The sequence below is a fragment of the Novipirellula herctigrandis genome (assembly GCA_007859835.1).
Classification (GTDB): Bacteria; Planctomycetota; Planctomycetia; order Pirellulales; family Pirellulaceae; genus Novipirellula_A; species Novipirellula_A herctigrandis.
In genome coordinates this window covers 705277-727376 of record SJPJ01000002.1, presented here as the reverse complement: position 1 = coordinate 727376, position 22100 = coordinate 705277, and the positions used below count along the sequence as shown (strand labels likewise).

Here is a 22100-nt window from a genome sequence, read left to right as displayed (position 1 = left end):
AACTTTTCAACGCGCCCGCCTCCTTTTAAAACAGACTTATGACGACGGATCTTTTCCCAAACGAGAAAAAACTTTTCCTCCTCGACGGCATGGCGCTAACCTATCGAGCCCACTTCGCATTGATGCGAAGTCCCCGGTTCACTTCCGGCGGCATTTGCACGTCAGCGGTTTTCGGTGTGCTCAATACCGTGCTTGATCTTATCAAACGCGAACAGCCAACACACTTGGCGGTTGCCTTCGACACATCCGAACCGACCGCTCGACATGAGGCGTTTCCCGAGTACAAGGCACAGCGGGAAGCAATGCCCGAGGACATATCCAAACAATTGCCACTGATGGATCGGCTCTTCAATGCATTGAAAATTACCACCATCCGAATGCCCGGATACGAAGCCGATGATGTGATCGGTACTCTGGCTCATCAAGCCGCCGACAAAGGTTTCCAAACCTGGATGGTTACGCCTGACAAAGATTATGACCAACTTGTGACTGACGATATCTTTGTCCTCAAACCTGGTCGCAAAGGAGGCGACTTGGAAATCTTTGGCGTCAAAGAGGTGTTGCAGAAATGGGATATTGAGCGTGTCGACCAAGTGATCGATATCCTTGGGCTAATGGGCGATTCCAGTGACAATATCCCAGGTGTTCCTGGTATCGGACCAAAGACGGCGCAGAAGTTGATTGCGAAGTACAATTCAATTGAAAATCTATATAACCATCTCGACGAACTAAAAGGAAAACAAAAACAGAACATCGAGGAAAATCGCGACAAAGCACTACTGTCCAAACAATTGGTTACCATCCAGTTAGACGTGCCTCACACGACTGACATCGAATCATTGACTTGGAATGCCTATGACACCGAAGCACTCAAGTCGCTTTTAACCGAACTGGAATTCGACGCAATCGGAAAACGGATCTTCGGCAAGACCTTTTCGGCGGCCTCCGCGCGAGCCAACGTCGTTCGAGAAAAACGGGAAAGCGAAATTCAAGCAACCTTGTTCGATGAGCCGGTCACCGAGAAGACGATCAGCGATGTCTCGCATCACTATCAGACAGTCAACACGAGCGAACAACGCGCCGCTTTGATTGAACAACTGAAGAAACAAGATTCAATCTGTTTCGACACGGAAACCACTTCACTTGACGCTCGTGAAGCCGTACCCCTTGGATTAGCATTCAGCTTCGAACCCCATTCGGCTTTCTATGTTGTTTGTCCAGACAACTCCGAGCAAGCACAAGCGGTTATTGATGAGTTTCGACCGATCTTTGAGGATGAATCGATCGAGAAGATTGGGCATAACTTAAAATACGACTTGACCGTGCTTCGTTGGCATGGATTCGAAGTTCGTGGGAAATTGTTCGATACCATGCTGGCCCATGCGATGAAAGAGCCCGAGATGAAACACGGGCTTGACTATCTATCGACGCTCTATCTCGGTTATCGGCCGATTCCCACATCTGATTTGCTTGGCCCCAAAGGCAAAGACCAGAAAAACATGCGTGATGTCGATGTCGAGCGAGTCGCAGAGTATGCATGCGAGGATGCTGACGTCACGTTGCAGGTTTCCAAGTTGCTTCGCGCTGATTTGGAAAAGTCGGAAACAAGTGACGTCTGCTATAACGTCGAGTTTCCGCTTGTTCCCGTTTTGGTCGATATGGAACACGAAGGCATTCGGCTCGATTGCGAAGCACTCGCAACCTATTCGGAAACGCTCGGTGGCGAGATCGAAAAGTTGCAGAACAAGATCTTCGAAGCAGCTGGCCGTGAATTCAATATCGATTCTCCCAAACAGCTCGGCATCGTCCTTTACGAGGAAATGCAGCTTGAAGAAAATCCAAAGAAGACCGCAACCGGACAATATTCCACTCGCGAAGCGGAACTTGAACGACTCGCAAGCAAACATCCGATCATTGGCGACGTTCTCGATTACCGAAGCGCTCGAAAGTTGAAGTCGGTCTACGTTGATCAATTGCCATTGGCGGTTAATCCAAAGACCGGTCGCTTGCATACGCGTTACGACCAAATTTGGACATCGACTGGTCGCATTCAATCGAATGATCCCAACCTTCAGACGATTCCCGTGCGAAAACAACGCGGCCGAGAAATCCGCGCGGCATTTGTTCCCCGTGACGACAAGCATTTATTGCTGTCTGCGGACTATTCGCAAATTGAACTGCGAGTGATGGCGGAATTGAGTGGCGACGAAGCAATGTTGGACGCGTTCCGAAGCGGCGAGGATATCCACACCGTTACCGCCAGTAAGGTTTACAAGGTTGAGATCGCAGATGTCAGTCGAGAAATGCGAGACAAGGCAAAGACGGTCAATTTTGGAATCATTTACGGCATCTCGGGGTTCGGGTTGCAGCAGCGATTGAACATCCCACGAGCCGAAGCAAACGAATTAATCCAGAACTATTTTGAGAAGTACCCTGGGGTCCAGCGTTACATCGACAAAACAATCGCATTCGCAAAAGAACATGGCTATGTTGCCACCCAAACAGGTCGTCGCCGCTACATTCGTGACATTAACTCACGAAACAAAACAGTCGTCAACGCAGCAGAACGATTGGCGATGAATAGCCCGATTCAGGGTACTGCGGCGGATATGCTTAAGCTTGCGATGATCAATGTGCATCGCGTTTTGCGAGAGGGTGACTTTGAAACCAAAATGCTGCTTACCGTTCACGACGAAATTGTCTTTGACATGCTGAAGAGCGAGCAAGATTCAGTCATGCCCGCCATTGAAGAAGCGATGAAAACGGCGATGTCGATGAGCGTCCCAATTGTGGTCGAGATGGGAGTAGGCGAAAATTGGCTCCAGGCACATTAGCAGTGCTGGCAAGCTAGCCACTTGGAAAAGCTTTTGAAGTAGGGCGATCGTACGACTTCCGAAACACGAGCCCTGCGGAAATCGCTGCACCGATCCAAGCCAGAGCAAGGTCCTTTTGGGGATCCCAGACATCACCTTGTTGTCCATTATATGCTTCGGCTTGTTGCGGCGAGAATGCAACTGCGATCTGCCATTCGAGTATTTCGTAAACCGCACCAATAGCCAACACCACGGCAATCGCCATCATTGCCGCCCCTAATGGTCGCATGCCACCCCAACGCTGCAACACCTCGGAAGCAGGCGGTACCACCAATAGTCCTGAAGCCAAATGTACCATTCGGTCGTAGTGATTACGCTGCCAACCGAAATGCTCTGATGCTGATTGACCGAGTAGAAAACAAGACCAATCGTCATAAGGCACGAAAGAGTAGATCCAACGCGCACCAAGGATGTGTAGCCACAAGAAAGCGACGATACAGAGAAACGATACTTTGGAAATGCGAAACCAGATCGACGATGCGGCAAGAGCCACTAACAGCACGACCGTCGGCATGTGCTGCAACCACAGTTCGTTCGGATACGGAGCCTGGTAGAATGACGCCGCTGTTAAAGCAACCGTTATCAGGAGCGTCGTAATTTGAAATCGCATCGTACCCCGATTACGGTTATTTCCCAGAAACGTATTCCAGTTGAATTTCGGTGTTGGGTAACTTCTCTTTCAATTGATCAACCCCTTCCTGGTCCACTTTGGTGCGAGTGACGATCAGGTTTTTTAGACTGGCAAGTCCTTCAAGATGAACTAAGCCAGCATTGGAAATTTTGGTTGAACCGAGGTGCAAGAAAGTTAGTTTATCAAAACCACTGAGCGATGGCATGCCTTTGTCAGTCAAGCTGGTGTTGTCGAGATTCAACGATTCGATCGCAGTGAGTTTTTCTAGCGGCTTGATGCCTGCGTCCGAGAGGTTCACTCTCCATAAATTTAGCTTCTTAAGTTTGCTGAGTTGCGCCAGCGATTCGCCCGCCCCGTGATCAAGCTTTTCACATTCGCTGATGTCTAGCTCCTCGAGGTTGCTCAATTTCGCGATCGAATTGAACCCTGACACATCAAAAGCGTTTTGTGCAATTCGAAGTTTTCGCAGTTCCGAGAATTCGGAAACTGTCTTGATCCCATCGTTGCCTATGCCGATGTTTGCCATGTAAAGTTCGCGAAGGTTACCAAGTCCCGCCAGTTTTGCGATGCCTTCGTCACCAATCTTGAGAAAATCGAGGCTGAGGACTTTCAGGCTCGAAAGCTCTGCGATCAGCGACATGCCTTCGGAGTTAACCGTGCAACTAGCTTCCTTGCCAGAAAACTTAAGCACCTTTAGATTCGGTAGTCCTTTCAGTAAAGCCAAATCTTCGTTGCCGACAATCGAACCACGGAAGTCGATTTGGGTCACCGCCCCATTTTTGTCGCGTGTGACTTTTTGTGCCAACGATTCGATTTGTTCAATGGTGTCCGCTGTTTCATTCGTAACCTTTTCAGGGGACGGTTTCGCCACATCCGGCGAAGTCGTTGGTTCGGAACTGCAACCGACGATCGAAAAGGCAAGTAGAACAATAGCGTATTTCATGAGGGGGCCCGTTGTAATGGAAGTGGAGAATTGTAGCGAACGATAATCGTTGGATTTTCGGGGTTGAATGCCAACATCAGGTTGGCAAGCCTACCCGGTTTTTCAATGTTTCAATCGCATTCTTCATAGCGCTGGAATCAATTTGGTGGACGTTGACGGGGGCTCCAATTCCTCTCAACATTGTAACGGTTAAACGTCCCCCGAGGTGTTGGCGGAATTCTTCCAAGCCCTCCATTAACTCATCAACCGATTGCAGTGATGGGTGCCAAAGCGTGATCCCAAGCGATTGCAAACACGTGATCACTCGGTTCGCATCAGCTTCGGGCAAACCAATTTTTTCAGCGGAATACAAACAATCAATAGCTACTCCGATCGCCACCGCTTCTCCGTGGCGAATTTCATAGCCCGCAAGTGCCTCGAGTTTATGCGCCGACCAATGACCGAAATCGAGCGGTCGGGCTTCTTGCATTTCGAACGGATCGCCGCCTTCGGTGATATGTCGCACATGCAATTGGCACGAACGATGAATCGCTCGCGCGGAGGCCGTTCTCTCTCGGGCTACAATCTTTGCACTATTTTGTTCCAGCCAGCCCAACTCCGTTGCGTCTTTAAGTAACGCCACCTTTACCGCTTCGCTAAAACCGCTGCGGTAGTCACGATGCGGCAGGGTTTCAAGTAGCTTGGAATCGTTGATCACGGCCCAGGGAACCGCAAAGGTTCCGATCCAATTTTTTTTGCCGAAGTAGTTGATTGCGTTTTTTACGCCCACTCCTGAATCAGCCTGCGCAAGTGTCGTCGTTGGTAGCCTTACCAAGCGAATGCCGCGATGAGCTATGGCGGCGGCGTAGCCGACCGCGTCAAGCATTGCGCCACCACCGACCGCAATAACGTAGCTGCGCCGATCGAGATTTCCGCTATGAATCGCCTTCAAAATGGACTCGACACCCACGTAGGAATTCTTGATTGTCTCGCCGCCTTCGATAACATGCAGCGAATTGACTAAGTCGACGCGTTGCGAAGCGATCAGCTTGGATTCAATTCGTTTCATCCTGTCGCTCGATCGAACCAATGACTGTTCAGCAACCAAAAGGACCCGCGCATTGGCGTCGTCACTGCTTTCTAGAACATCGAGCAGCGTCGGGAAATCTTCTCCGGCGACATCCGTTGTCGTACGCAAGCGATGGACAAAGGGGACCGAGAAGCGAATGTCAGTCGAATACATGGAGCCGTCGGGCATGAGGTTTAAAAGCTTTCGTCCTTCCAATCTCGCCAAAGCCATCGTAGCGAATCGGGAAAAATCGCCCCGCCATGTCTCCCGTTATGAGCTTCGGTACCGAAAACAAGCTTGTAGTCGTACTGCTTAAACGCCAATGCCTTGGCCATTTGTTGATTTGCCAACGGCCAATTGCCGAATTGATTGTCTAAATCGTTCTCGCCGTCTTGCAGGAAAACACGAATCGGCTTCTTGTCCGATTTTCGAATCATTGGCGGATAATTGTGTCCACCTCGTAAATCGACAAAGCTGCCAATATGACTAAGCACTTTTTGGAAAGCACCCGGTCGATGCCAAGCAACGGAAAAAGCACAAATGCCACCGGAGCTGTTTCCACAAATCGCCCGAAGGGCGGGATTCTTTGTGATTTTGTATTCCCTTTCCACCTGAGGCAGAATCTCGGCCAGAAGAAACTCAGCGTAATCACCGCTGACCGTGTCGTATTCAATGCTGCGGTTATTCGGTCTCGGTGACCAGCCTCGCTTAGGTGGCAAATCGCCACGGTGGCCTGGATCAATCATCACTGCGATCGTGATCGGTATGTCCCCCTTTGCGATCAAATTGTCAAACACAATGGGGACGCGGAAATCACCTTTAGGACCCTCAAATGCGTGTCCATCTTGAAACACCATCAATGCGGCTGGTTTCGAGCCGTCGTATTGGGCCGGGATATAAACGCTGTAGCGGCGTTTGGTTCCGGCAAAGACGACGCTCTCCGACCACTCATGTTGCGTCACTCTGCCTTTCGGAACCGTGTCGATACGCATCGAGTCCGGACCGTGAATGTAATCCTCGGCGCCGATGGGTGTACGTGCTACCGCAATCAAGCCAAGACAAATCGTTAGGCAAGCTAAACAGCGACTGAAAGGAAGCGGACGCATGAATCGTGTTGGGGGTGGTGGGCGGATAGGAAATCAGGGAAGGTCCACGCGAGGACTCACTATTCTAGCAGCAACAGGAGATTTTTTCGTGTGGGCTTGAATTTCTCAGCGAAACGCAAAAGATGGTGGCCTTCAGGTACCAACCCAATTCGACCAAGCAAGATTTGACAATGGAAAAACGACGATTAGGCAGCAGTGGTGTTTACGTGACCGACATTTGTATGGGCACGATGACGTTCGGCAGCCAATGCGATGAAAAATCCAGTCATGGAATTTGTGACCTAGCATACGAGGCAGGCATCGATTTCTTTGATGCAGCAGAAATTTACCCCGTGCCACCTAGTAAAGACACCGTCGGTTTAACCGAACAAATTTTTGGCCGTTGGCTTAAGGGCAAGCCTCGCGAGTCGGTTATTGTCGCGTCTAAAGTAACCGGCCCCTCGCACGGTTGGTTCTGTTCACCGGTTCGTCTTGGCAAGGCATCGATCGATCGACACCAGATTATCCGAGCATGCGATACTTCGCTCACTCGGTTGGGCACCGATTATATCGATCTCTACCAAATCCATTGGCCCGACCACGGCCTCCCCTACGAAGAAGTCCTGGGGACTCTGACGGAACTTCGCGATATGGGAAAAGTCCGCGTAATCGGCTGTAGCAATGAAACCTGTTGGGGGGTGATGAAGAGTTTGCGAGCGGCCGAAATCGAAGGGCTCGACCGATATGAGACCGTGCAGAATAACTTTAGCTTGATCAATCGCCGCTGCGAAAGTGAATTGGCGCAAGTACTGAGGCGAGAGAATCTGAGTCTGTTGCCCTATTCACCGCTCGGTGGTGGCGTGTTAACGGGTAAATATAACGAGGGGCCGCCGTCGGGAGCACGGTTCACTGATTATTTGTTGACCGGCGAACCGAGGCAAAAGAGGATGGCTCAGCGGTTCGTCAACGAACGGTCGGTTGAAACGGCACGTCGACTTGGCGACATTGCAGCATCCATTGGCGTTAGTGTTACGGCATTGTCGGTTGCGTGGAGTCGGCAACATGACTTTGTTGCCTCGACAATCATTGGTGCGACCAGTACCGAACAGTTGTCAGAATCGCTTGAGGCAAAGGATTTGATCCTCGATGCCGAGACACTAGCAAGGATCGATGAGCTTGATGCCGAGATTCCGACACCGATGACCGAAGACGGGCTACGCCGGTTGTAGGGGTTCTGCGCAGGGTATCTGCGGAATTTTGCGTGAGATTTTTTCGATTTCTCGGCGCGAGGAACAAACGCGAACTATTTTGGCGTTTATGCAGAACGCCGTTTTTACCTTGCTGAGCCTCGCGATTGCAACCGTTAGCTTCGGAGCCGACTGGTTGACGTTGCCGAGCACGTATACGCATGATCCGATGACGTTTCAGCGGGTGGCTCAGTACCAACCGATCGCCGCGCCGACGACCTTAGCGGTATCGGATTTTCAAACCAGCGGCTACACGCACATGCGGAGCACGTTGGCCTACGGACAATCAGCCGACAATTATCATCGCGTCGAATCTTGGGGACCACCGGTTAGACCCTACGGCGAATGGCGCTTTCCGTATCGCCCCTATAGTACCCCCTATCCGAATTGGGGGGCTCCCTATGCTGGCCTCAATCTGGGTCCAAATTTTTATGGCGGAGCAGGTGGAAGCGTTGGGTATCCCAAGCATGGCAAGCCGTCACGCAATCACCCAGAATCCGGACACGATTATCCCGGCTCCGGACACAATTATCCCGGCTCCGGACACGATTATCCCGGCTCCGGACAAGGGCCAATTAGTGGTGATCATGATTGGCCCAGTGAGCGTCGTCGTGGCAACAACACTCCTGTTGATGCTGGTTCGTTGAATCCGTATCCGTTTGGGGCGGGCACTGCTTACCCTTCTGCACCCTACTATGACGGCTATTATCCAAACTACGCCGATTAGTCTTCGCGATGGCGTCTCAGACCATTTGCCCTCTCAGGTAGGTTCGTTTGATCCAGCGATCATCCCACGCGAACATCAGCATTGAAAGCGGATCGACAGGTGAATCAAGCCAACCAATATCCGGTTCAATCAGAAGCACATCGGCGCGTGAGTCGGGAACGAGACTGCCAACATCCGGCCACCCCAACACATTCGCAGCTCCTGCGGTGATGTCATACCATGCCGACGCCGTAGATGGGATGAAATCGCCGATCGATGCAGCCGCTTCAATCATCGCCCGGCCAACTCTCACCATACTGCGTTCGTAGCCTGCTCCGATATCGCTGCCGAGCACCACACGCACGGAATTTGCGGCAAGCTTACGGCGATTCATTGTTCCCGAACGCAAAAAGGAATTTGCGGTTGGGCAATGGGCGATCACAGCATTTTCGTCCGAAAGTGTTTTTCGGTCTTGATCGTTAAGATGAATGCCGTGACCAAGCAAACTTCGAGCATTCAACAAACCGCTTGTACGATAGACATCGACATAACTCATCCCATCAAAGAGCTGAGAAACATGCTTGCATTCATTAACACTTTCAGCCAAGTGAGTTTGAATGATCGCGTCGGAGCGTTGAGCCAACTTACCGGCATCGCTAAGCAATTTGGCTGAACAGCTAATCGCAAATCGAGGTGTTACAGCCGCCACCATACAGTCATTCGGAGCAAATTGTTCAAGCGTGATTGCGGCTTCTTCGATCAATTGTGTTGGATTGTAGCAAAGTGTTTTAGGGGCGTTTCGATCCATCAATACTTGGCCGATAGCGCCACGGAAACCGATGTCGCGAGCCACCTTCAAAGCCTCCAGCGTCGCTTGATGATGAACCGATCCATAGGCACAGAAGCTTGTCGTACCGACCGCAAGTAGCTGACGCAGTACATCACAAGTCATGTGTTTGGCATACGTCGAATCCTCCCAACGCTGTTCGGAAACGAACGTAACATCGGACAGCCATTTCAACAAAGGTAACGAATGCGCACCAATGATGTTGAATTGGGGCAGATGAAGATGCGTGTCGATAAATCCAGGGCAGATTAACGCGTGAGGATTCGAGTAGTCTGCGGTGCTGGGAATTTCGCCTTCGACGACTTCCACGATTTGTTCGTCTTTGATGCGGATAAAACCCGGACGCGCGACCGCTTCGTTGGTCGATTCGGAAGGTAAAAGCAATTGTCCCGCTAGAATGGTCATTGGTGGTTTATGGGGCGAGGATAGCTTTTCAGTTGTGAACTTATCATTTGCGAGTTCTATTCCCCGTTGGTGAGGTGTTCAAGTCGCTTATCTGGCGCAACAGACCACTATCATCCAGTTGGCTTGCAAAAGCCGCGCCCGAATCCTTCCGTCTTTAGTTTACCGCAACTGGTTTGCGACGTGAAAGTCCGGTGTGCAGCAGCACCAAGATACCGATTGCGGTTGCTCCGACGTAAAAGCCAACGCCCAAGGATCGATAGTCCGCGAACAGCAACGCTCCCATCAACATCCCGTAGACGGGTTCCAAGTTGTTGGCGAAATTGATTGTAAAGACACTCATTCGTTTCAGCAGTTCGACATATTGGCTATAGGCGTATACGGTGCAAACCACGGCGAGGATAACGAGGTAGAGCCAATCGGTGACGCTCGGTCGCAGATCGAGTCCACGTCCTTCGCTAAGCCACAGTGCCGAAATCGGCAAACAAAGTCCGCAAAAGATCGCCGCTCCAATCATTTCGTAAAACGCGATTACACGGTGGTCCAATCGTTGAGCAAAAGGACTGTTCAGGATCGAAAAGGTTGCTGCGACAATTGCCGAACCAATCGCGACCGCAAAACCGACCGATTGGTCTAGTTCGCTGTGAACAATCACTGTCACGGCCAAAATGATTAGCAAGCCAAAAACGAAATCGCCCCGCCGAAATCTTGCGGTGGGCAGCATCATTGGCTCCAAAATCGCTGTCCACAAAGAGACGGTTGCCATCCCGACCATACACACCGACACGTTGGCAATCTTGACGGCCAAGAAAAATAGGACCCAGTGCAGCCCAATCAAGAACCCGATCAAACCAAGTCGAATTCTATCCGATGCATTGATCCCAATGCGATGACGCAGCATCAGCCCGAGGGTCACGGCTGCGATGATGCAACGAAACCAAACCAATTCGATTGCGGGAAGATCAATTAACTCGCCCAAAACACCGGTAAATCCCCACATCAAAATAATGAAGTGGAGTTTCACGAAATCGCGTTTGGATGCTGAGGGTTGCCCCATCTGGATCGAGGTGTTTTTGAGGAAATCACAATGGGGGTGAAGGCCGAATACTCTACCTCTTTGCCTGCAGATCGCAACGGGGAACCTGCAGATCGCAACTTGGAACGCGTCGAGTTGTGTGAGCAGGGATCCCATGATCGACCCGTGGAACGCTCACCGTTAGGGTGTGCACAAATCATCCCCATCGGTCAGAACTGGGTGATCCCAAGAAGCCTGAACTGAGGGCATGAGTTTTCTTGAGCCAAACGAACGCTTTTTTTGAAAATCGCTATGGCGTTCGCTCACTCCGGTTCGTTATTTGGTGATTTCGAGTGTCCCACCATCTCTTCTCTTTCTCACTCGGGAAACCACTATGCTACGTACTTTTCTACGTCTGATTTCACGGTCGCATCAAGCACCCGTACCGGTTGATCTCCATTCACCCGATCACGTCGTTTTGTTCGCTCATTTGAACCGGCCCCTCGTCAATCGGCCATCGCAAACACCAACACTGCGTCAAAGCGTCCCCTCGGCATCCTCAGCGGAGACGCCCTCTATCGGGGTGCCAACGCGAAACCATCGCGAATGGATGCTGAGCCAGCAACTTGACCACATGAAGCTTTTTCCGGAAGCGCGTTGTCAACAATTGTGTGACATGGGCATCACTACTGCCGGCGATTTGGTGACGGTTGACTTGAAAAGTCTGGCTACCAAATTCAATTCACCGAAAAAATCGATCCGAATTCTGAAACGATACCGCCAAGCGATTCGGTTCGCAGCGACCGTTCCTGGCATGATGCCACGTGATGCGATGTTGCTAATCAGTATTCACAGACGCAGCATTCGTGGCTTGGCTGTGGAGTCCCCGATTATGTTGTACCGGGATTTACAGCGATTTGCCGAAAGCAGTTCAGGACGCAAATTATTGCGTGGACGCCGACTGCCGAGCATCAAGCGGATTCGCCGTTGGATCAGCACCTGCGAAAGACGCATTGCTCCGCGAATCTATCCGACAGTGGATGCCCATGTCGCAACTCAGTGTTTCGCGGCGGCCAAAGCAGCTTAGTTGTCCGGGTATTGCGTCAAATTTTTGCGGTTATACTGTGATGCAACACTGAAATGTATCTCCGCGGATAATCGTGAATGACCGTTGCACTTTTTGTCCCCTGCTACTTGGACCAATTCTATCCTGATGTGGCAATCGCGACGCTTGAAATCCTCGAGCGTCTTGGCGTCGACGTCGCTTTCCCCGAAGACCAAACGTGTTGTGGCCAACCGATGGCTAACACCGGTTGTACTGCCGATTGTGCTCCAGTCGCACGTCGGTTCGTGGATATTTTCGCTCCCTACGATGCCATCGTTTGCCCATCGGGGTCCTGCACTTCGATGGTGCGCAATCATTACGACGAATATTTCGCGAAAGAGGATGCGGCGTTCGAGCATGTCAAAACTCGAACATTCGATTTGTGCGAATACCTCGTTGACGAGTTGCACCTATCGGAACTGAAAATTGATGGACAAGATGTTCATTTTCCTCACAAAGTTTCGTTGCATCAAAGTTGCCATGGACTACGCGAATTGCGACTCGGGCCAAGCAGCGAGAACATGACGCCACGCAACAACAAAGTCCGTGATTTGTTGGATTTCGTGAAGGATATCGAGATTTGTGATTTGAGCCGAAGTGACGAATGTTGTGGTTTCGGCGGGACCTTTGCGGTCAATGAACCGGATGTCTCGGCAGCGATGGGACGTGACCGTGTGGCCGATCATGTCGCTTCGGGCAGTGAAGTGATTGTTTCGGCCGATATGAGTTGTTTGATGCACCTTCAAGGCTTGATCCGCAGGCAGAAAGACCCGATTGAAGTGATGCATGTGGTGCAAATATTGGCTGGACGAAAACCAAAGGGGAAGAAGCAATGAGTGTGACCTTGCCGATTATCGATCATCCCACTGCTGCGAAACCGTTTGTTACCAACGGTGACCGATCTCCATGGCACGACAAAGCACTTTGGTTTGTTCGTGGGAAACGCGATAAGCAAGCCTCGACGGTGGGTGAATGGGAATACTTGCGCAGTATGGCTTCCCAAATCAAGACAGCTACGATCGCGAACTTGGGTAATTATCTAGTCGAGTTCGAACGAAACGCGACCGCACTCGGAGCTACCGTCCACTGGGCTGCTGATGCCGAGGAACACAATCAAATTGTGTTGCAAATCCTCCGTGACCATGACACCAAACGCATTGTGAAAAGCAAATCGATGCTAACCGAGGAATGCGGACTAAACCATTTCTTGGAAGATAATGGTGTTGACGTTGTCGATACCGATTTGGGGGAACGGATTGTCCAATTGCGGGACGAAACACCTAGCCATATCGTTCTGCCCGCGATTCACTTGAAGAAAGAAGAAGTGGGCGAAACCTTCCATGAACACTTGGGAACGGATAAGGGAGCGGCTGATCCAAAGTATCTTGCCGAAGCGGCACGGGGCCATTTGCGGAGTAAATTTTTGGCAGGCGAAGTGGGAATCACTGGCGTCAATTTTGGAATCGCAGAAACCGGCGGGTTCGTTGTTTGTACCAATGAAGGAAACGCTGATTTGGGCGCTTCACTACCGCGTGTGCACATCGCCTGCATGGGGATCGAGAAGTTGATTCCCCGGTTCCAAGACCTGGGCGTTTTTACTCGCTTGCTCGCTCGTTCGGCTACCGGACAGCCAATCACAGCGTATACGTCGCACTTTCATGGGCCACGCGATCGCAATAGCGAATTGCATATTGTATTAGTCGATAACGGACGCAGCAAATTGCGCCACAACAGTGAATTCCGTGAAGCCTTGCATTGCATTCGCTGTGGTGCGTGTATGAATACATGCCCTGTGTACCGGCGAAGCGGCGGGCATAGCTACCAAGCGACGATACCGGGGCCGATCGGTTCGGTTTTGTCGCCAACGCGTGATTCGATCAAACACAAAAGTTTGCCATATGCGTGCAGTCTCTGTGGATCGTGTACCGACGTTTGTCCTGTAAAGATTCCACTGCATCATCAATTGTTGGCGTGGCGGAAAGAAATCGGTAAGCAAGGGCTCTTGTCGTATGACAAACGAATTAGCATGAAAGCAGCATCCTTGTTGTTTCGCAATGCGAAAGTGTTTTCGTTAGCCGGGTGGTTGGGGCGAACCTCGCTTCGTTTCCTGCCGCACTGGGCAACCCACCATCGATTCAACACATGGACGATCGCTCGCGAATTGCCCGAGCCACCGAAGGAAAGTTTCCGCCACTGGTACGCGAAGAACCGAAAATGAAAGAGATGCTCCAACAAAACGAATCGATCACAAAGAGTCGACGAGCGATTTTAGATCGCTTGATGGTGATGGATATTTCTTCGCCCGGGTTGCCGACGCCGGACGAATCCATGCTGACGCATTTTGACGATCCGCTTGGTGCGTTTGTCGCGATGCTAGAAAGTGTTGGTGGTGCAGTTCATATGCTCGACAACCCACACGAGGCGACCGACATTTTGAACCAAATCGATGTCTTTGCATCGGCCGAGCGAGTCGTCTCGCTCGTTCCCGAAGCGGTCCAAAGTAGTTTTGATGTTTCCCAAATCAAGGACCCCCATGATTTGTCAGCCGTGGATTGGACGATTGCGAAAGGAGAGTTCGCGGTGGCTGAAAATGGAGCGATTTGGATCGATGGTCAGGCAATGCCGCATCGAGCTTTGTTGTTCATTGCCCAATATCTAGCGATCGTAGTTTCGCGGCGAGAAATCGTCCATCACATGCACCAAGCCTATGCTCGGATTGGAACGCCTAAGTCGCCTTTCGGGGTTTTCGTGTCTGGGCCTAGTAAGACGGCGGACATCGAACAGTCTCTCGTATTGGGAGCCCATGGCTGTCGTGCGCTTCAGGTTTTTCTGACGCCTTAATGGGGCGTTGGAAATGTCCGCGAAACGTTTCTTCAACCTTTGCTAGGCCGGCGCGAATTCTGCCAAGCCGGAACGATTTCATCGGGGCAAAGGCGTGTTTATGACAACACGGGGCATACGTCGAACCATTCACGGTCTTGTTTGTACATCCATTTGGATGATTCGGGTGGTCCCCAAAAACCGGTTTCGTATTGGAAAAGTGGCGGGGCGGCGGGGCTTCGCCATGCGGCGAGGATCGGATCGATGATGCCCCAAGCCAATTCCACTTCGTCGCTACGTGCAAACAAACTCGCATCGCCCGTTAAAGCATCAAGCAAAAGTCGTTGATATGAATCGGGCAATGACTTGCCGCCCGGCGTGTTACTAAAACTAAAGTCGAGAGTACTCGTGCGCGTCTTCATTTCCGAATCGGGCACCTTGGTTTCAAAGTGCAACTGGATGCCTTCGGCCGGTTGGACTTGCATCACCAAACGATTGCCGAGTGGTTCGCGTGTCTTTTCGCCAAATAGGATATGTGGCACGTTTTTAAACTGAATCACAATTTGTGTCGTCCGGCACGACATTCCTTTGCCGCTGCGCAAATAGAACGGTACGTCTTTCCAACGCCAATTGTCACAAAACAGTTTCAAAACAGCGAACGTTTCGGTGTCGCTACCTTTGGGGACGCCTTCTTCTCTCAAGTAACCTTTGTATTGCCCTCGAACCGTGTCGGATGCGAAATCGCCACCGGTCATGTGCCGGATGCTATGCAGCACTTTGACTTTTTCATCACGCACGAGCGCCGCGTCGTAACGGGCAGGCGGTTCCATTGCCGTGATCATCATCAATTGAAGCAGATGATTTTGGAACATGTCGCGGAGAATCCCCGCCGTATCATAGTAGCCAGCACGGCGGCCAACCACGACTTCTTCGGCAACGGTGATTTGGACATGGTCGACGTAGTTCCGATTCCAGATTGGTTCAAAAATGCTGTTCGCAAACCGCAAGGCGAAAATGTTTTGAACCGTTTCTTTGCCCAGATAGTGGTCGATGCGATAGATCTGATCTTCACGAAATACACCATGAATTGACGCATTCAACGCTTGAGCGGATTTCAGATCGGTCCCGAACGGCTTTTCAATAATGACCCGGCGGAATCCATCCGAGTCGTCATTGAGTCCCGCAGCGCCGAGTTGCTTGAGCGCCTCTTCGTATAATTGGGGCATCGTCGATAGATAATACAAACGACCCGAATTGTGTTCTGGTTCGATGCTATCGAGGAACTTGGCGAGCGCTTTAAAATCGCCCGCTTCTTTGATATCCCCAGCGTGGTAGAAAATATTCTCGGCAAACTGGTTCCACGTTTCATTGTCGAAACAATCGCCGGCGAACTTTTCAACACTGGTTCTCAGCGACTGGCGCCATTGCTCGCTCTCGAAGTCGCTGCGTGAAACACCCACAATTTGAGAGCCGTCGGGTAAACGTTTCTTTTGAAACAGACGATAGAGCGCAGGAATCAATTTGCGGCTAGTCAAGTCACCTGACGCGCCAAAAATAACGATCGTATTCGCCATCGCCTTGTTCGTTCCTTGTTTGTGCGATTATTGTATTGCGAGCATCGACAACCGGTTCGGGAGGGAGTTCCCGAACTGAATTGTGAAGCATCGATTCCGTGCATCGATCTTAAGCGTCAAGTACTTCCGACTCTCTAACCTTGGCGAGTTCAGTCGCTTGGTTTTCGAATTTTTTCGTCAATTCCTGAACGCTTTCTTTCATCGAGTCGCGATCATCTTCGGAGATTTCTTTTGCTTTTTCCGATGCATCAATGGCCTTGTTGGCATCACGTCGAATATTCCGAATCGACACTTTGGATTCTTCGGTCAATTCTTTAATCCGAGCGACCATTTTTTTTCGCACGTCGGTCGACAATGCGGGGACGTTCAACCGAATGATCCGGCCGTCATTCTGCGGATTCAGTCCAAGATCGCCTGCGACGATAGCCTTTTCAATTTCCTTGATCGTCGATGTGTCGTAGGGGCGAATGACAATCTGCTGAGGTTCGGGTGTGCCAATCGAAGCGAGCTGCTTTAGAGGCGTTGACGAACCGTAAACGTCCACCTTCAGCGAATCGACCAAACCTGGATTAGCCCGGCCTGTTCGAATACCGGAAAGGTTATTACTAAGCACCGAAATCGCTTTTTCCATTCGTTCTTCGGTATCGAGTAACACATCATCGTTGGACATCTTGCATCCTTTTGGGAAAGTCAGAGAAAAACGAAAACGGGCGAGGATATCCCGTTCTCACATAGGTCACTGTAGTACGCTTGCCGCACAAGTTCAGTTTAGTCGTTTTGGTGAGCAACGCGGTAGCAGTCGAGGAATTTGCGGTGCTGAATCCAGAGTTCTTATGCTGGATTCGGCTCCATTTATTCGCTTTACCCAATCCGCGTGCCTACGGTCTCGCCCGAGATCGCGCGAACGATATTGCCGTTTTGCTTAAAATTAAACACTAGAATGGGCTTGTTATGCTCGCTGCAAAGCGCGATCGCCGTGCCGTCCATCACCCGCAGTTTCTTTTCAATCACTTGGGTGTAGGTCAAAGTGTCGTATAGAACAGCGTGCGGATTCTTTTCAGGGTCGTCACTGAAGACGCCGTCCACACGAGTGGCTTTGAGGACAATGTCGGCTTCAAGTTCCAAGGCTCGTTGAGCAGCGGCGGTATCGGTCGTCACAAACGGGTTGCCAATTCCCGCCGCGAGGATGATGACACGGCCTTTGCTGAGATGCCGAAGGGCGCGACGGCGGATGAAGGTTTCCGCGATCTTTTCCGTCGGAATCGCTGACATCACGCGTGTCTCGAGTCCCTGAGCTTCCAAGGCGTCTTGCATCGCAAGAGAGTTGATCGTCGTGGCGAGCATTCCCATGTAATGGGCTGTCGCTTCGTGGACCAGGGAATTGCTGCCGGAGAACTGTGCCCCACGAAGGATGTTTCCACCGCCAATGACGATTGCAATTTCACAACCGGTATCGTGTGCTTGTTTGATTTGCCTCGCAATCTCGCCCGCTTCATGTGCACTGATGCCTCGGCCACCGGAATCGGCCAAGCTTTCGCCGCTAAGTTTCAAGATTACCCGTTTGAAGTGCAATGTTGGTTCGGTAGCAGGCTCGTTCGACATGATAGCTCAGGATGCTGTATTGGAGGCGAAAGGGTAACAGAGGCGTGCCAAAAAGTATAAACAAAAACCTCGTCGAGCCCGATGGGGGCCAAACGAGGTTTGTTTTATCGAGCCAGCAACAAAAGAGCCAGCAACGTTGATTTTAGCCAACCGAAATTCGCGTGAATTCGACAACTTCGCTTTCGGGGCTGAAGTCTGCGATGGCCGCTTCGACAGTTTTTGTATCGTCCAAAGCAAAGGTTTGGCTCAACAAGCATCGTTCTTGATCGAGCAATGTATTGTCGGCAATGAATCGCTCCATTTTACCCGGGACGATCTTGTCCCAGATTTTTTCTGGCTTGCCTTCGGCTTTCAGTTCCGCCTTAATCGCTTCTTCAGCTTGCTTCAAGACTTCCGGAGTCAGCTGCCGCTTACTGGCATACTGAGGAACATTTTTCTGTGGCTTGCCAAGATTTTCGCGTTCGTTCGTCTCGTTTTCCGCGATGATTTGGGCGCGAAGTGCTTCGGCTTCTTTGGTCACCAATTCATCATCAAATTCTTCTGGACGAAGAATCGATGGATTCATCGCTGCGATGTGCATCGCAACGGTTCGGAAGAATTGGGGTGCTTCGGATTCTTTGCCACCTTCTTTGTAGGAGACAATCACGCCGATTTTGCTACCGGCATGGATGTAGGACGTTAAATTTTCGCCCTGTATTCGATTGTAACCGACGATTTGAATCTTCTCGCCGATCACGCCCGTTTGAGCAATCAGCTTTTCACCGATGGTCGTGTCATCAAATGGCAAGGCCATGACTTCGTCGGTCGTGTTGGCCTTATTGTCCGCAGCGATTTTTGCGAGCTGGTTGACGAATGCGATGAAGTCATCGTTTTTGGCAACAAAGTCGGTTTCGCAACCGATGGCGAGGATGATGCCCTCTTTGGCGTTTTTATCGACCAACGAGACAACCACACCTTCGGAGGTTTCGCGATCCGCACGTTTTGCGGCTACCTTTTGGCCCTTTTTACGTAGATAATCCATCGCTCCGTCGAGGTCACCGCCCGACTCTTGTAACGCAGCCTTGCAATCCATCATGCCGGCGCCGGTTGCTTTTCTTAAATTCGCGATGTCTTTTGCTGAGATAGACATTCTCTTTCCTATGATACAGTTAGGTTAAACAGGAGTACTGGACAGACAGACGCCGGGCCGAATCGCGGATTTTCGCTCGCGTTCACGAATCATTGCAAACGCAGGGAACGGCGCTATAGACGAAAAAGCCAGTGGCGACTGGCTTGGCAAATTGTTGATTAAGACTCGAAGGTCCGCTTCAGGGATCCACGCTTCAGGGATCCACGCTTTAGGGGGGTGGGCGGTTTAGGGTTACCGGAATTACTCCGCAGGGCGTTCTTCGGTTGTCGTTGCGGCAGCAACCATTTCGGCTTCCGCACCCGCTGGAGCAACTGCTTCAGGCGTCTTCCCCTTTTCCATCGCTGCTTGACCCTTGCCTTGAATCACGGCATCAGCCAATTGCTTCATGATCAATTCGATGCTGCGAATCCCGTCGTCGTTGCCTGGGATCGGCAAGTCGATCAACGAAGGATCGCTGTCGGTATCGATCAATGCAACTGTGGTAATTCCAAGTCGCTTGGCTTCCCGTACGGCGTTACGTTCTTTACCGGGGTCAACGATGAACAGGCATTCGGGCAACCGGTTCATGGTACGAAGTCCGTTCAGGTTGCGGTACATTTTCCGGTACTCGCGGTTTAATGCGGACTGCATTTTTTTGCTGTAATTATCCCATTCGCCGCTGGCCTTCAAGCCTTCAAGTTCTTCCAAGCGACCCAAACGACTGCGAATGGTGCGGAAATTGGTCAACGTACCACCCAGCCAACGCTCGGATACAAAAGGCATTCCGCATCGCAGCGACTGCTCTTCCATCGCTTCGCCTGCTTGGCGTTTGGTGCCGACGAACAGAATCAAGCTACCGCCAGCGGCCACTTGGCTAAGATATTTTTTGGCTCGGAGCATGCCGCGCAGGGTTTCGCGGATGTCCATGATGTGAATTTGGCTCTTGCGGCCAAAGATGTACGGTGCCATCTTTGGATTCCAGAGACTCGTTCGGTGCCCAAAATGGACACCCGCTTCGATCATTTCTTGTACGATTGGGCTTGATGGAGTCGTGGTCATTAAGTGTTTCTTAAACCTTTTGATGTGGCCGGCTGCGGGCTACGAGAATCACCGAAAAAACGCGAAAAACTATAGAGATTAAGTCTGTCGCATCGATTTCGGTCGAAACCAGAGCGGCCGGAAAGCTGGTGCAAAAAGTCTGTTCCAAGCAATCGGCGTATGCCCTTCGTCCCAAAGTGCAGTGGCGAAAACGAATTGGAAAGAACCGTGGCGACCATCGGTTTGGATGATTGTTCCACGGATCAAGAAGCCAAGAAAGGTAGCGGATCGGTACGAATTGGGCAAGGGATCCCGATCGCTTCGCGAAGCTAATTCGCCCCGGTGGGCTGTCTGGCAGTTTGCTCGCTCGTTGGAGCGACCGTTTCGCTGCGTTTTGGCCAGTGGAAAACCTTGGAATCGTGCGATGTGTCATCCGCAGAGAGCTGCTCGATGACGTGGTCGATTTGAGGCCCAAGTTCATCCAATCGCTCGACAAATTCAGCTACTTTTTGGTAGATCATCGGTGTGTTGGCAGGAGCAATGATATGCAGTCGGCCAATCGCCATTTCACTCTCGTTCATCGTTTGACGCGTGAAAAGAGGCACGCTCATGCTAAGCTGATTGGCTTTTTCCGGTAGCCGGACGCTCTGCCAAGACGCATGATAACCTTCGTGTAGCCATGCCATGTTCAAGTCGATTTTGATGCTCGCAAGATCGTGGGATTTGGCAAATTCCACCAAAGGTTCCCAGACCGTTTCCCACGCGCCATTTCCTTGAAGCGCATGTTGTCGCTCCAGCTTTCTCGATTCGGTGTCTCGCGGTGACGTAGAAAACGATCGATAAATTCCTGCCATCCGGCTTAACACCAAGCGGAATTCGGCGTAACCAAAGGAACGAGTCACGATAAGTAGACCCAACACAAAGACGACCCCGATCCCTGCCAACCAAGGAAGCCCGAAAAAGGTTGCCACAACCGATAATGTGGTTGTGATGAGGCAAAGTACAGCAACGACCACAAGCATGCCATGGCTGCCAAATTTGGCTTGAAGCAAGTGGTGCAGGTGGGCTCGGTCGGTCGCGTACATACTGCGCCCTGTTAGCCATCGCCTGAGAATTGCAGCGGTTGAGTCAAACAGCGGAATCGCAAGGATCGCAACAGGTGCCGACGCCAAAATGGTTGATTCTTTGACGCTAGACCAAATCGCTAAGACACCTACGAATAACCCGATCATCATACTGCCAGCGTCGCCGAGAAAGATCGTCGCAGGAGGACGGTTGAACGCTAAAAAGCCCATTAAAGAGCCAGCTAACGCGAAGCAGACAATGCCGTTGAAACTGACACCGTCGCGGCAACTTAAAATGCCAAGTCCAAGGCAAACGATTGTTCCAACGGTCGTCGCCATCCCGTCGGCACCATCGATCAAGTTCAACGCATTGATGGCAATCAAAAGCCACAGCATCGTAACCGGAAGCGACAGCAAGCCGAGTTGGAATTCGAAACCGAATAGGCTGAGCTCGCGAATCATCGATCCACCACCCGCGATCGCAGCTACGATCATGCATTGCAGCAGCAGTTTTTGGCGACCACGAAGAGCCCATCGATCATCGATTAACCCGACTGCCAAAATTGCCCCAGCAGCAACGAAAAGCAATTTCCAATGTCCGCTCATCAAAACGCCGGAAAACTTGCCACCAAAAAACTGGACATCGAGAAGGAGGGTGAGAATGCAACCCACGAGCAGTGACCCGAAGACCGCAACGCCACCGCCAAGTGCGATCGGTTTAGTGTGAAGTTTTCGCTGGGCATCGGGTTTGTCGATCATGCCGATCTGGCAAGCGAGTGCTCGCACGGCGGGAACGAGAACCAACGCCGCAGCGGTTGAAACGGCTAGACTCGCTAGGAGCAACCAAATCATAAAAGTTTGCCTAGGTGTAAAATTCGTGGGGCGTAGGGCATTTCGATAGGTTATAGCCCGATGAAGCGGAAATCACTACAGGCAAATGATGGATCTGTCGCAGTGAATGAAGCCGATTCGTCAGCCCCAGTATAAAAATG

At 51.2% G+C, this 22100-nt stretch carries 19 protein-coding genes; 7 read left to right on the top strand and 12 right to left on the bottom strand.

The features are described from left to right. The first annotated feature begins 38 nt into the window (after positions 1–38). The gene (gene polA / locus CA13_RS33605) at positions 39–2834 is read left to right on the top strand and encodes a DNA polymerase I (protein WP_146404456.1); all 2796 of its coding nucleotides are present in this window, start codon (positions 39–41) and stop codon (positions 2832–2834) included. Positions 2835–2847: 13 nt separating this feature from the next. Here the strand turns inward: polA and CA13_RS33600 are convergent, their stop codons facing one another. The 4 genes from CA13_RS33600 to CA13_RS33585 all read right to left on the bottom strand — a co-directional run bounded on the left by CA13_RS33600 (position 2848) and on the right by CA13_RS33585 (position 6601). Continuing rightward, the gene (locus CA13_RS33600) at positions 2848–3483 is read right to left on the bottom strand and encodes a DUF2238 domain-containing protein (protein WP_146404454.1); all 636 of its coding nucleotides are present in this window, start codon (positions 3481–3483) and stop codon (positions 2848–2850) included. Between the two features lie 16 nt (positions 3484–3499). After that, positions 3500–4447 carry a leucine-rich repeat domain-containing protein gene (locus CA13_RS33595; protein WP_146404453.1) on the bottom strand — a complete coding sequence of 316 codons (948 nt, stop codon included), beginning with the start codon at positions 4445–4447 and terminating at the stop codon, positions 3500–3502. A 76-nt stretch (positions 4448–4523) separates the two neighbouring features. Further along, complete coding sequence (locus CA13_RS33590) at positions 4524–5684, bottom strand: 3-dehydroquinate synthase (RefSeq protein ID WP_419195299.1); 1161 nt, start codon at positions 5682–5684, stop codon at positions 4524–4526. 5 nt (positions 5685–5689) lie between these two features. Then, the gene (locus CA13_RS33585) at positions 5690–6601 is read right to left on the bottom strand and encodes an alpha/beta hydrolase (protein WP_419195298.1); all 912 of its coding nucleotides are present in this window, start codon (positions 6599–6601) and stop codon (positions 5690–5692) included. A gap of 170 nt (positions 6602–6771) precedes the next feature. Between CA13_RS33585 and CA13_RS33580 the strand changes: the two genes are divergently transcribed. Continuing rightward, the gene (locus tag CA13_RS33580; RefSeq protein WP_146404451.1) at positions 6772–7809 is read left to right on the top strand and encodes an aldo/keto reductase; all 1038 of its coding nucleotides are present in this window, start codon (positions 6772–6774) and stop codon (positions 7807–7809) included. An 88-nt stretch (positions 7810–7897) separates the two neighbouring features. Continuing rightward, entirely contained in the window at positions 7898–8554 is a 657-nt protein-coding gene (locus CA13_RS33575; RefSeq protein ID WP_146404450.1) for a hypothetical protein, read from the top strand. Between the two features lie 16 nt (positions 8555–8570). Here the strand turns inward: CA13_RS33575 and CA13_RS33570 are convergent, their stop codons facing one another. Together CA13_RS33570 and CA13_RS33565 are read right to left on the bottom strand one after the other, a co-directional pair. Then, complete coding sequence (locus tag CA13_RS33570; RefSeq protein WP_146404448.1) at positions 8571–9785, bottom strand: amidohydrolase family protein; 1215 nt, start codon at positions 9783–9785, stop codon at positions 8571–8573. A 154-nt stretch (positions 9786–9939) separates the two neighbouring features. Beyond that, positions 9940–10806, bottom strand: a complete 867-nt coding sequence (locus tag CA13_RS33565; RefSeq protein WP_419195297.1) for a DMT family transporter — start codon at positions 10804–10806, stop codon at positions 9940–9942. A 385-nt stretch (positions 10807–11191) separates the two neighbouring features. Between CA13_RS33565 and CA13_RS33560 the strand changes: the two genes are divergently transcribed. The 4 genes from CA13_RS33560 (at position 11192) to CA13_RS33545 (ending at position 14743) form a co-directional block, all read left to right on the top strand. After that, entirely contained in the window at positions 11192–11884 is a 693-nt protein-coding gene (locus CA13_RS33560; RefSeq protein ID WP_146404444.1) for a DUF4332 domain-containing protein, read from the top strand. Between the two features lie 77 nt (positions 11885–11961). After that, positions 11962–12738, top strand: a complete 777-nt coding sequence (locus CA13_RS33555) for a (Fe-S)-binding protein (protein WP_146404443.1) — start codon at positions 11962–11964, stop codon at positions 12736–12738. Next, on the top strand, positions 12735–14120 hold the full coding sequence (locus CA13_RS33550) for a lactate utilization protein B (protein ID WP_146404441.1): 1386 nt from the start codon (positions 12735–12737) through the stop codon (positions 14118–14120). The genes CA13_RS33555 and CA13_RS33550 overlap by 4 nt, the downstream gene beginning before the upstream one ends. Further along, positions 14117–14743 (top strand): LutC/YkgG family protein, encoded by a 627-nt coding sequence (locus tag CA13_RS33545; RefSeq protein ID WP_419195296.1) that lies wholly within the window; start codon positions 14117–14119, stop codon positions 14741–14743. The genes CA13_RS33550 and CA13_RS33545 overlap by 4 nt, the downstream gene beginning before the upstream one ends. Positions 14744–14841: 98 nt before the next feature. On the opposite strand, the gene zwf is transcribed toward CA13_RS33545, so the two are convergent. From zwf to CA13_RS33515, 6 genes are all read right to left on the bottom strand, one after another. After that, the gene (gene zwf, locus CA13_RS33540) at positions 14842–16296 is read right to left on the bottom strand and encodes a glucose-6-phosphate dehydrogenase (protein WP_146404439.1); all 1455 of its coding nucleotides are present in this window, start codon (positions 16294–16296) and stop codon (positions 14842–14844) included. Between the two features lie 109 nt (positions 16297–16405). Further along, positions 16406–16966 carry a ribosome recycling factor gene (gene frr / locus CA13_RS33535; protein WP_146404438.1) on the bottom strand — a complete coding sequence of 187 codons (561 nt, stop codon included), beginning with the start codon at positions 16964–16966 and terminating at the stop codon, positions 16406–16408. A 191-nt stretch (positions 16967–17157) separates the two neighbouring features. Continuing rightward, a complete protein-coding gene (gene pyrH / locus CA13_RS33530; RefSeq protein WP_146404437.1) occupies positions 17158–17898 on the bottom strand; it encodes a UMP kinase in 741 nt (246 codons plus the stop codon). 142 nt (positions 17899–18040) lie between these two features. Continuing rightward, positions 18041–19027, bottom strand: coding sequence for a translation elongation factor Ts (tsf, locus tag CA13_RS33525; RefSeq protein ID WP_146404436.1), 987 nt, complete (start codon positions 19025–19027; stop codon positions 18041–18043). Between the two features lie 240 nt (positions 19028–19267). Continuing rightward, positions 19268–20065 carry a 30S ribosomal protein S2 gene (gene rpsB / locus CA13_RS33520; RefSeq protein ID WP_419195295.1) on the bottom strand — a complete coding sequence of 266 codons (798 nt, stop codon included), beginning with the start codon at positions 20063–20065 and terminating at the stop codon, positions 19268–19270. 308 nt (positions 20066–20373) lie between these two features. Next, entirely contained in the window at positions 20374–21960 is a 1587-nt protein-coding gene (locus CA13_RS33515; protein WP_146404435.1) for a glycosyltransferase family 4 protein, read from the bottom strand. Positions 21961–22100 lie beyond the last annotated feature (140 nt).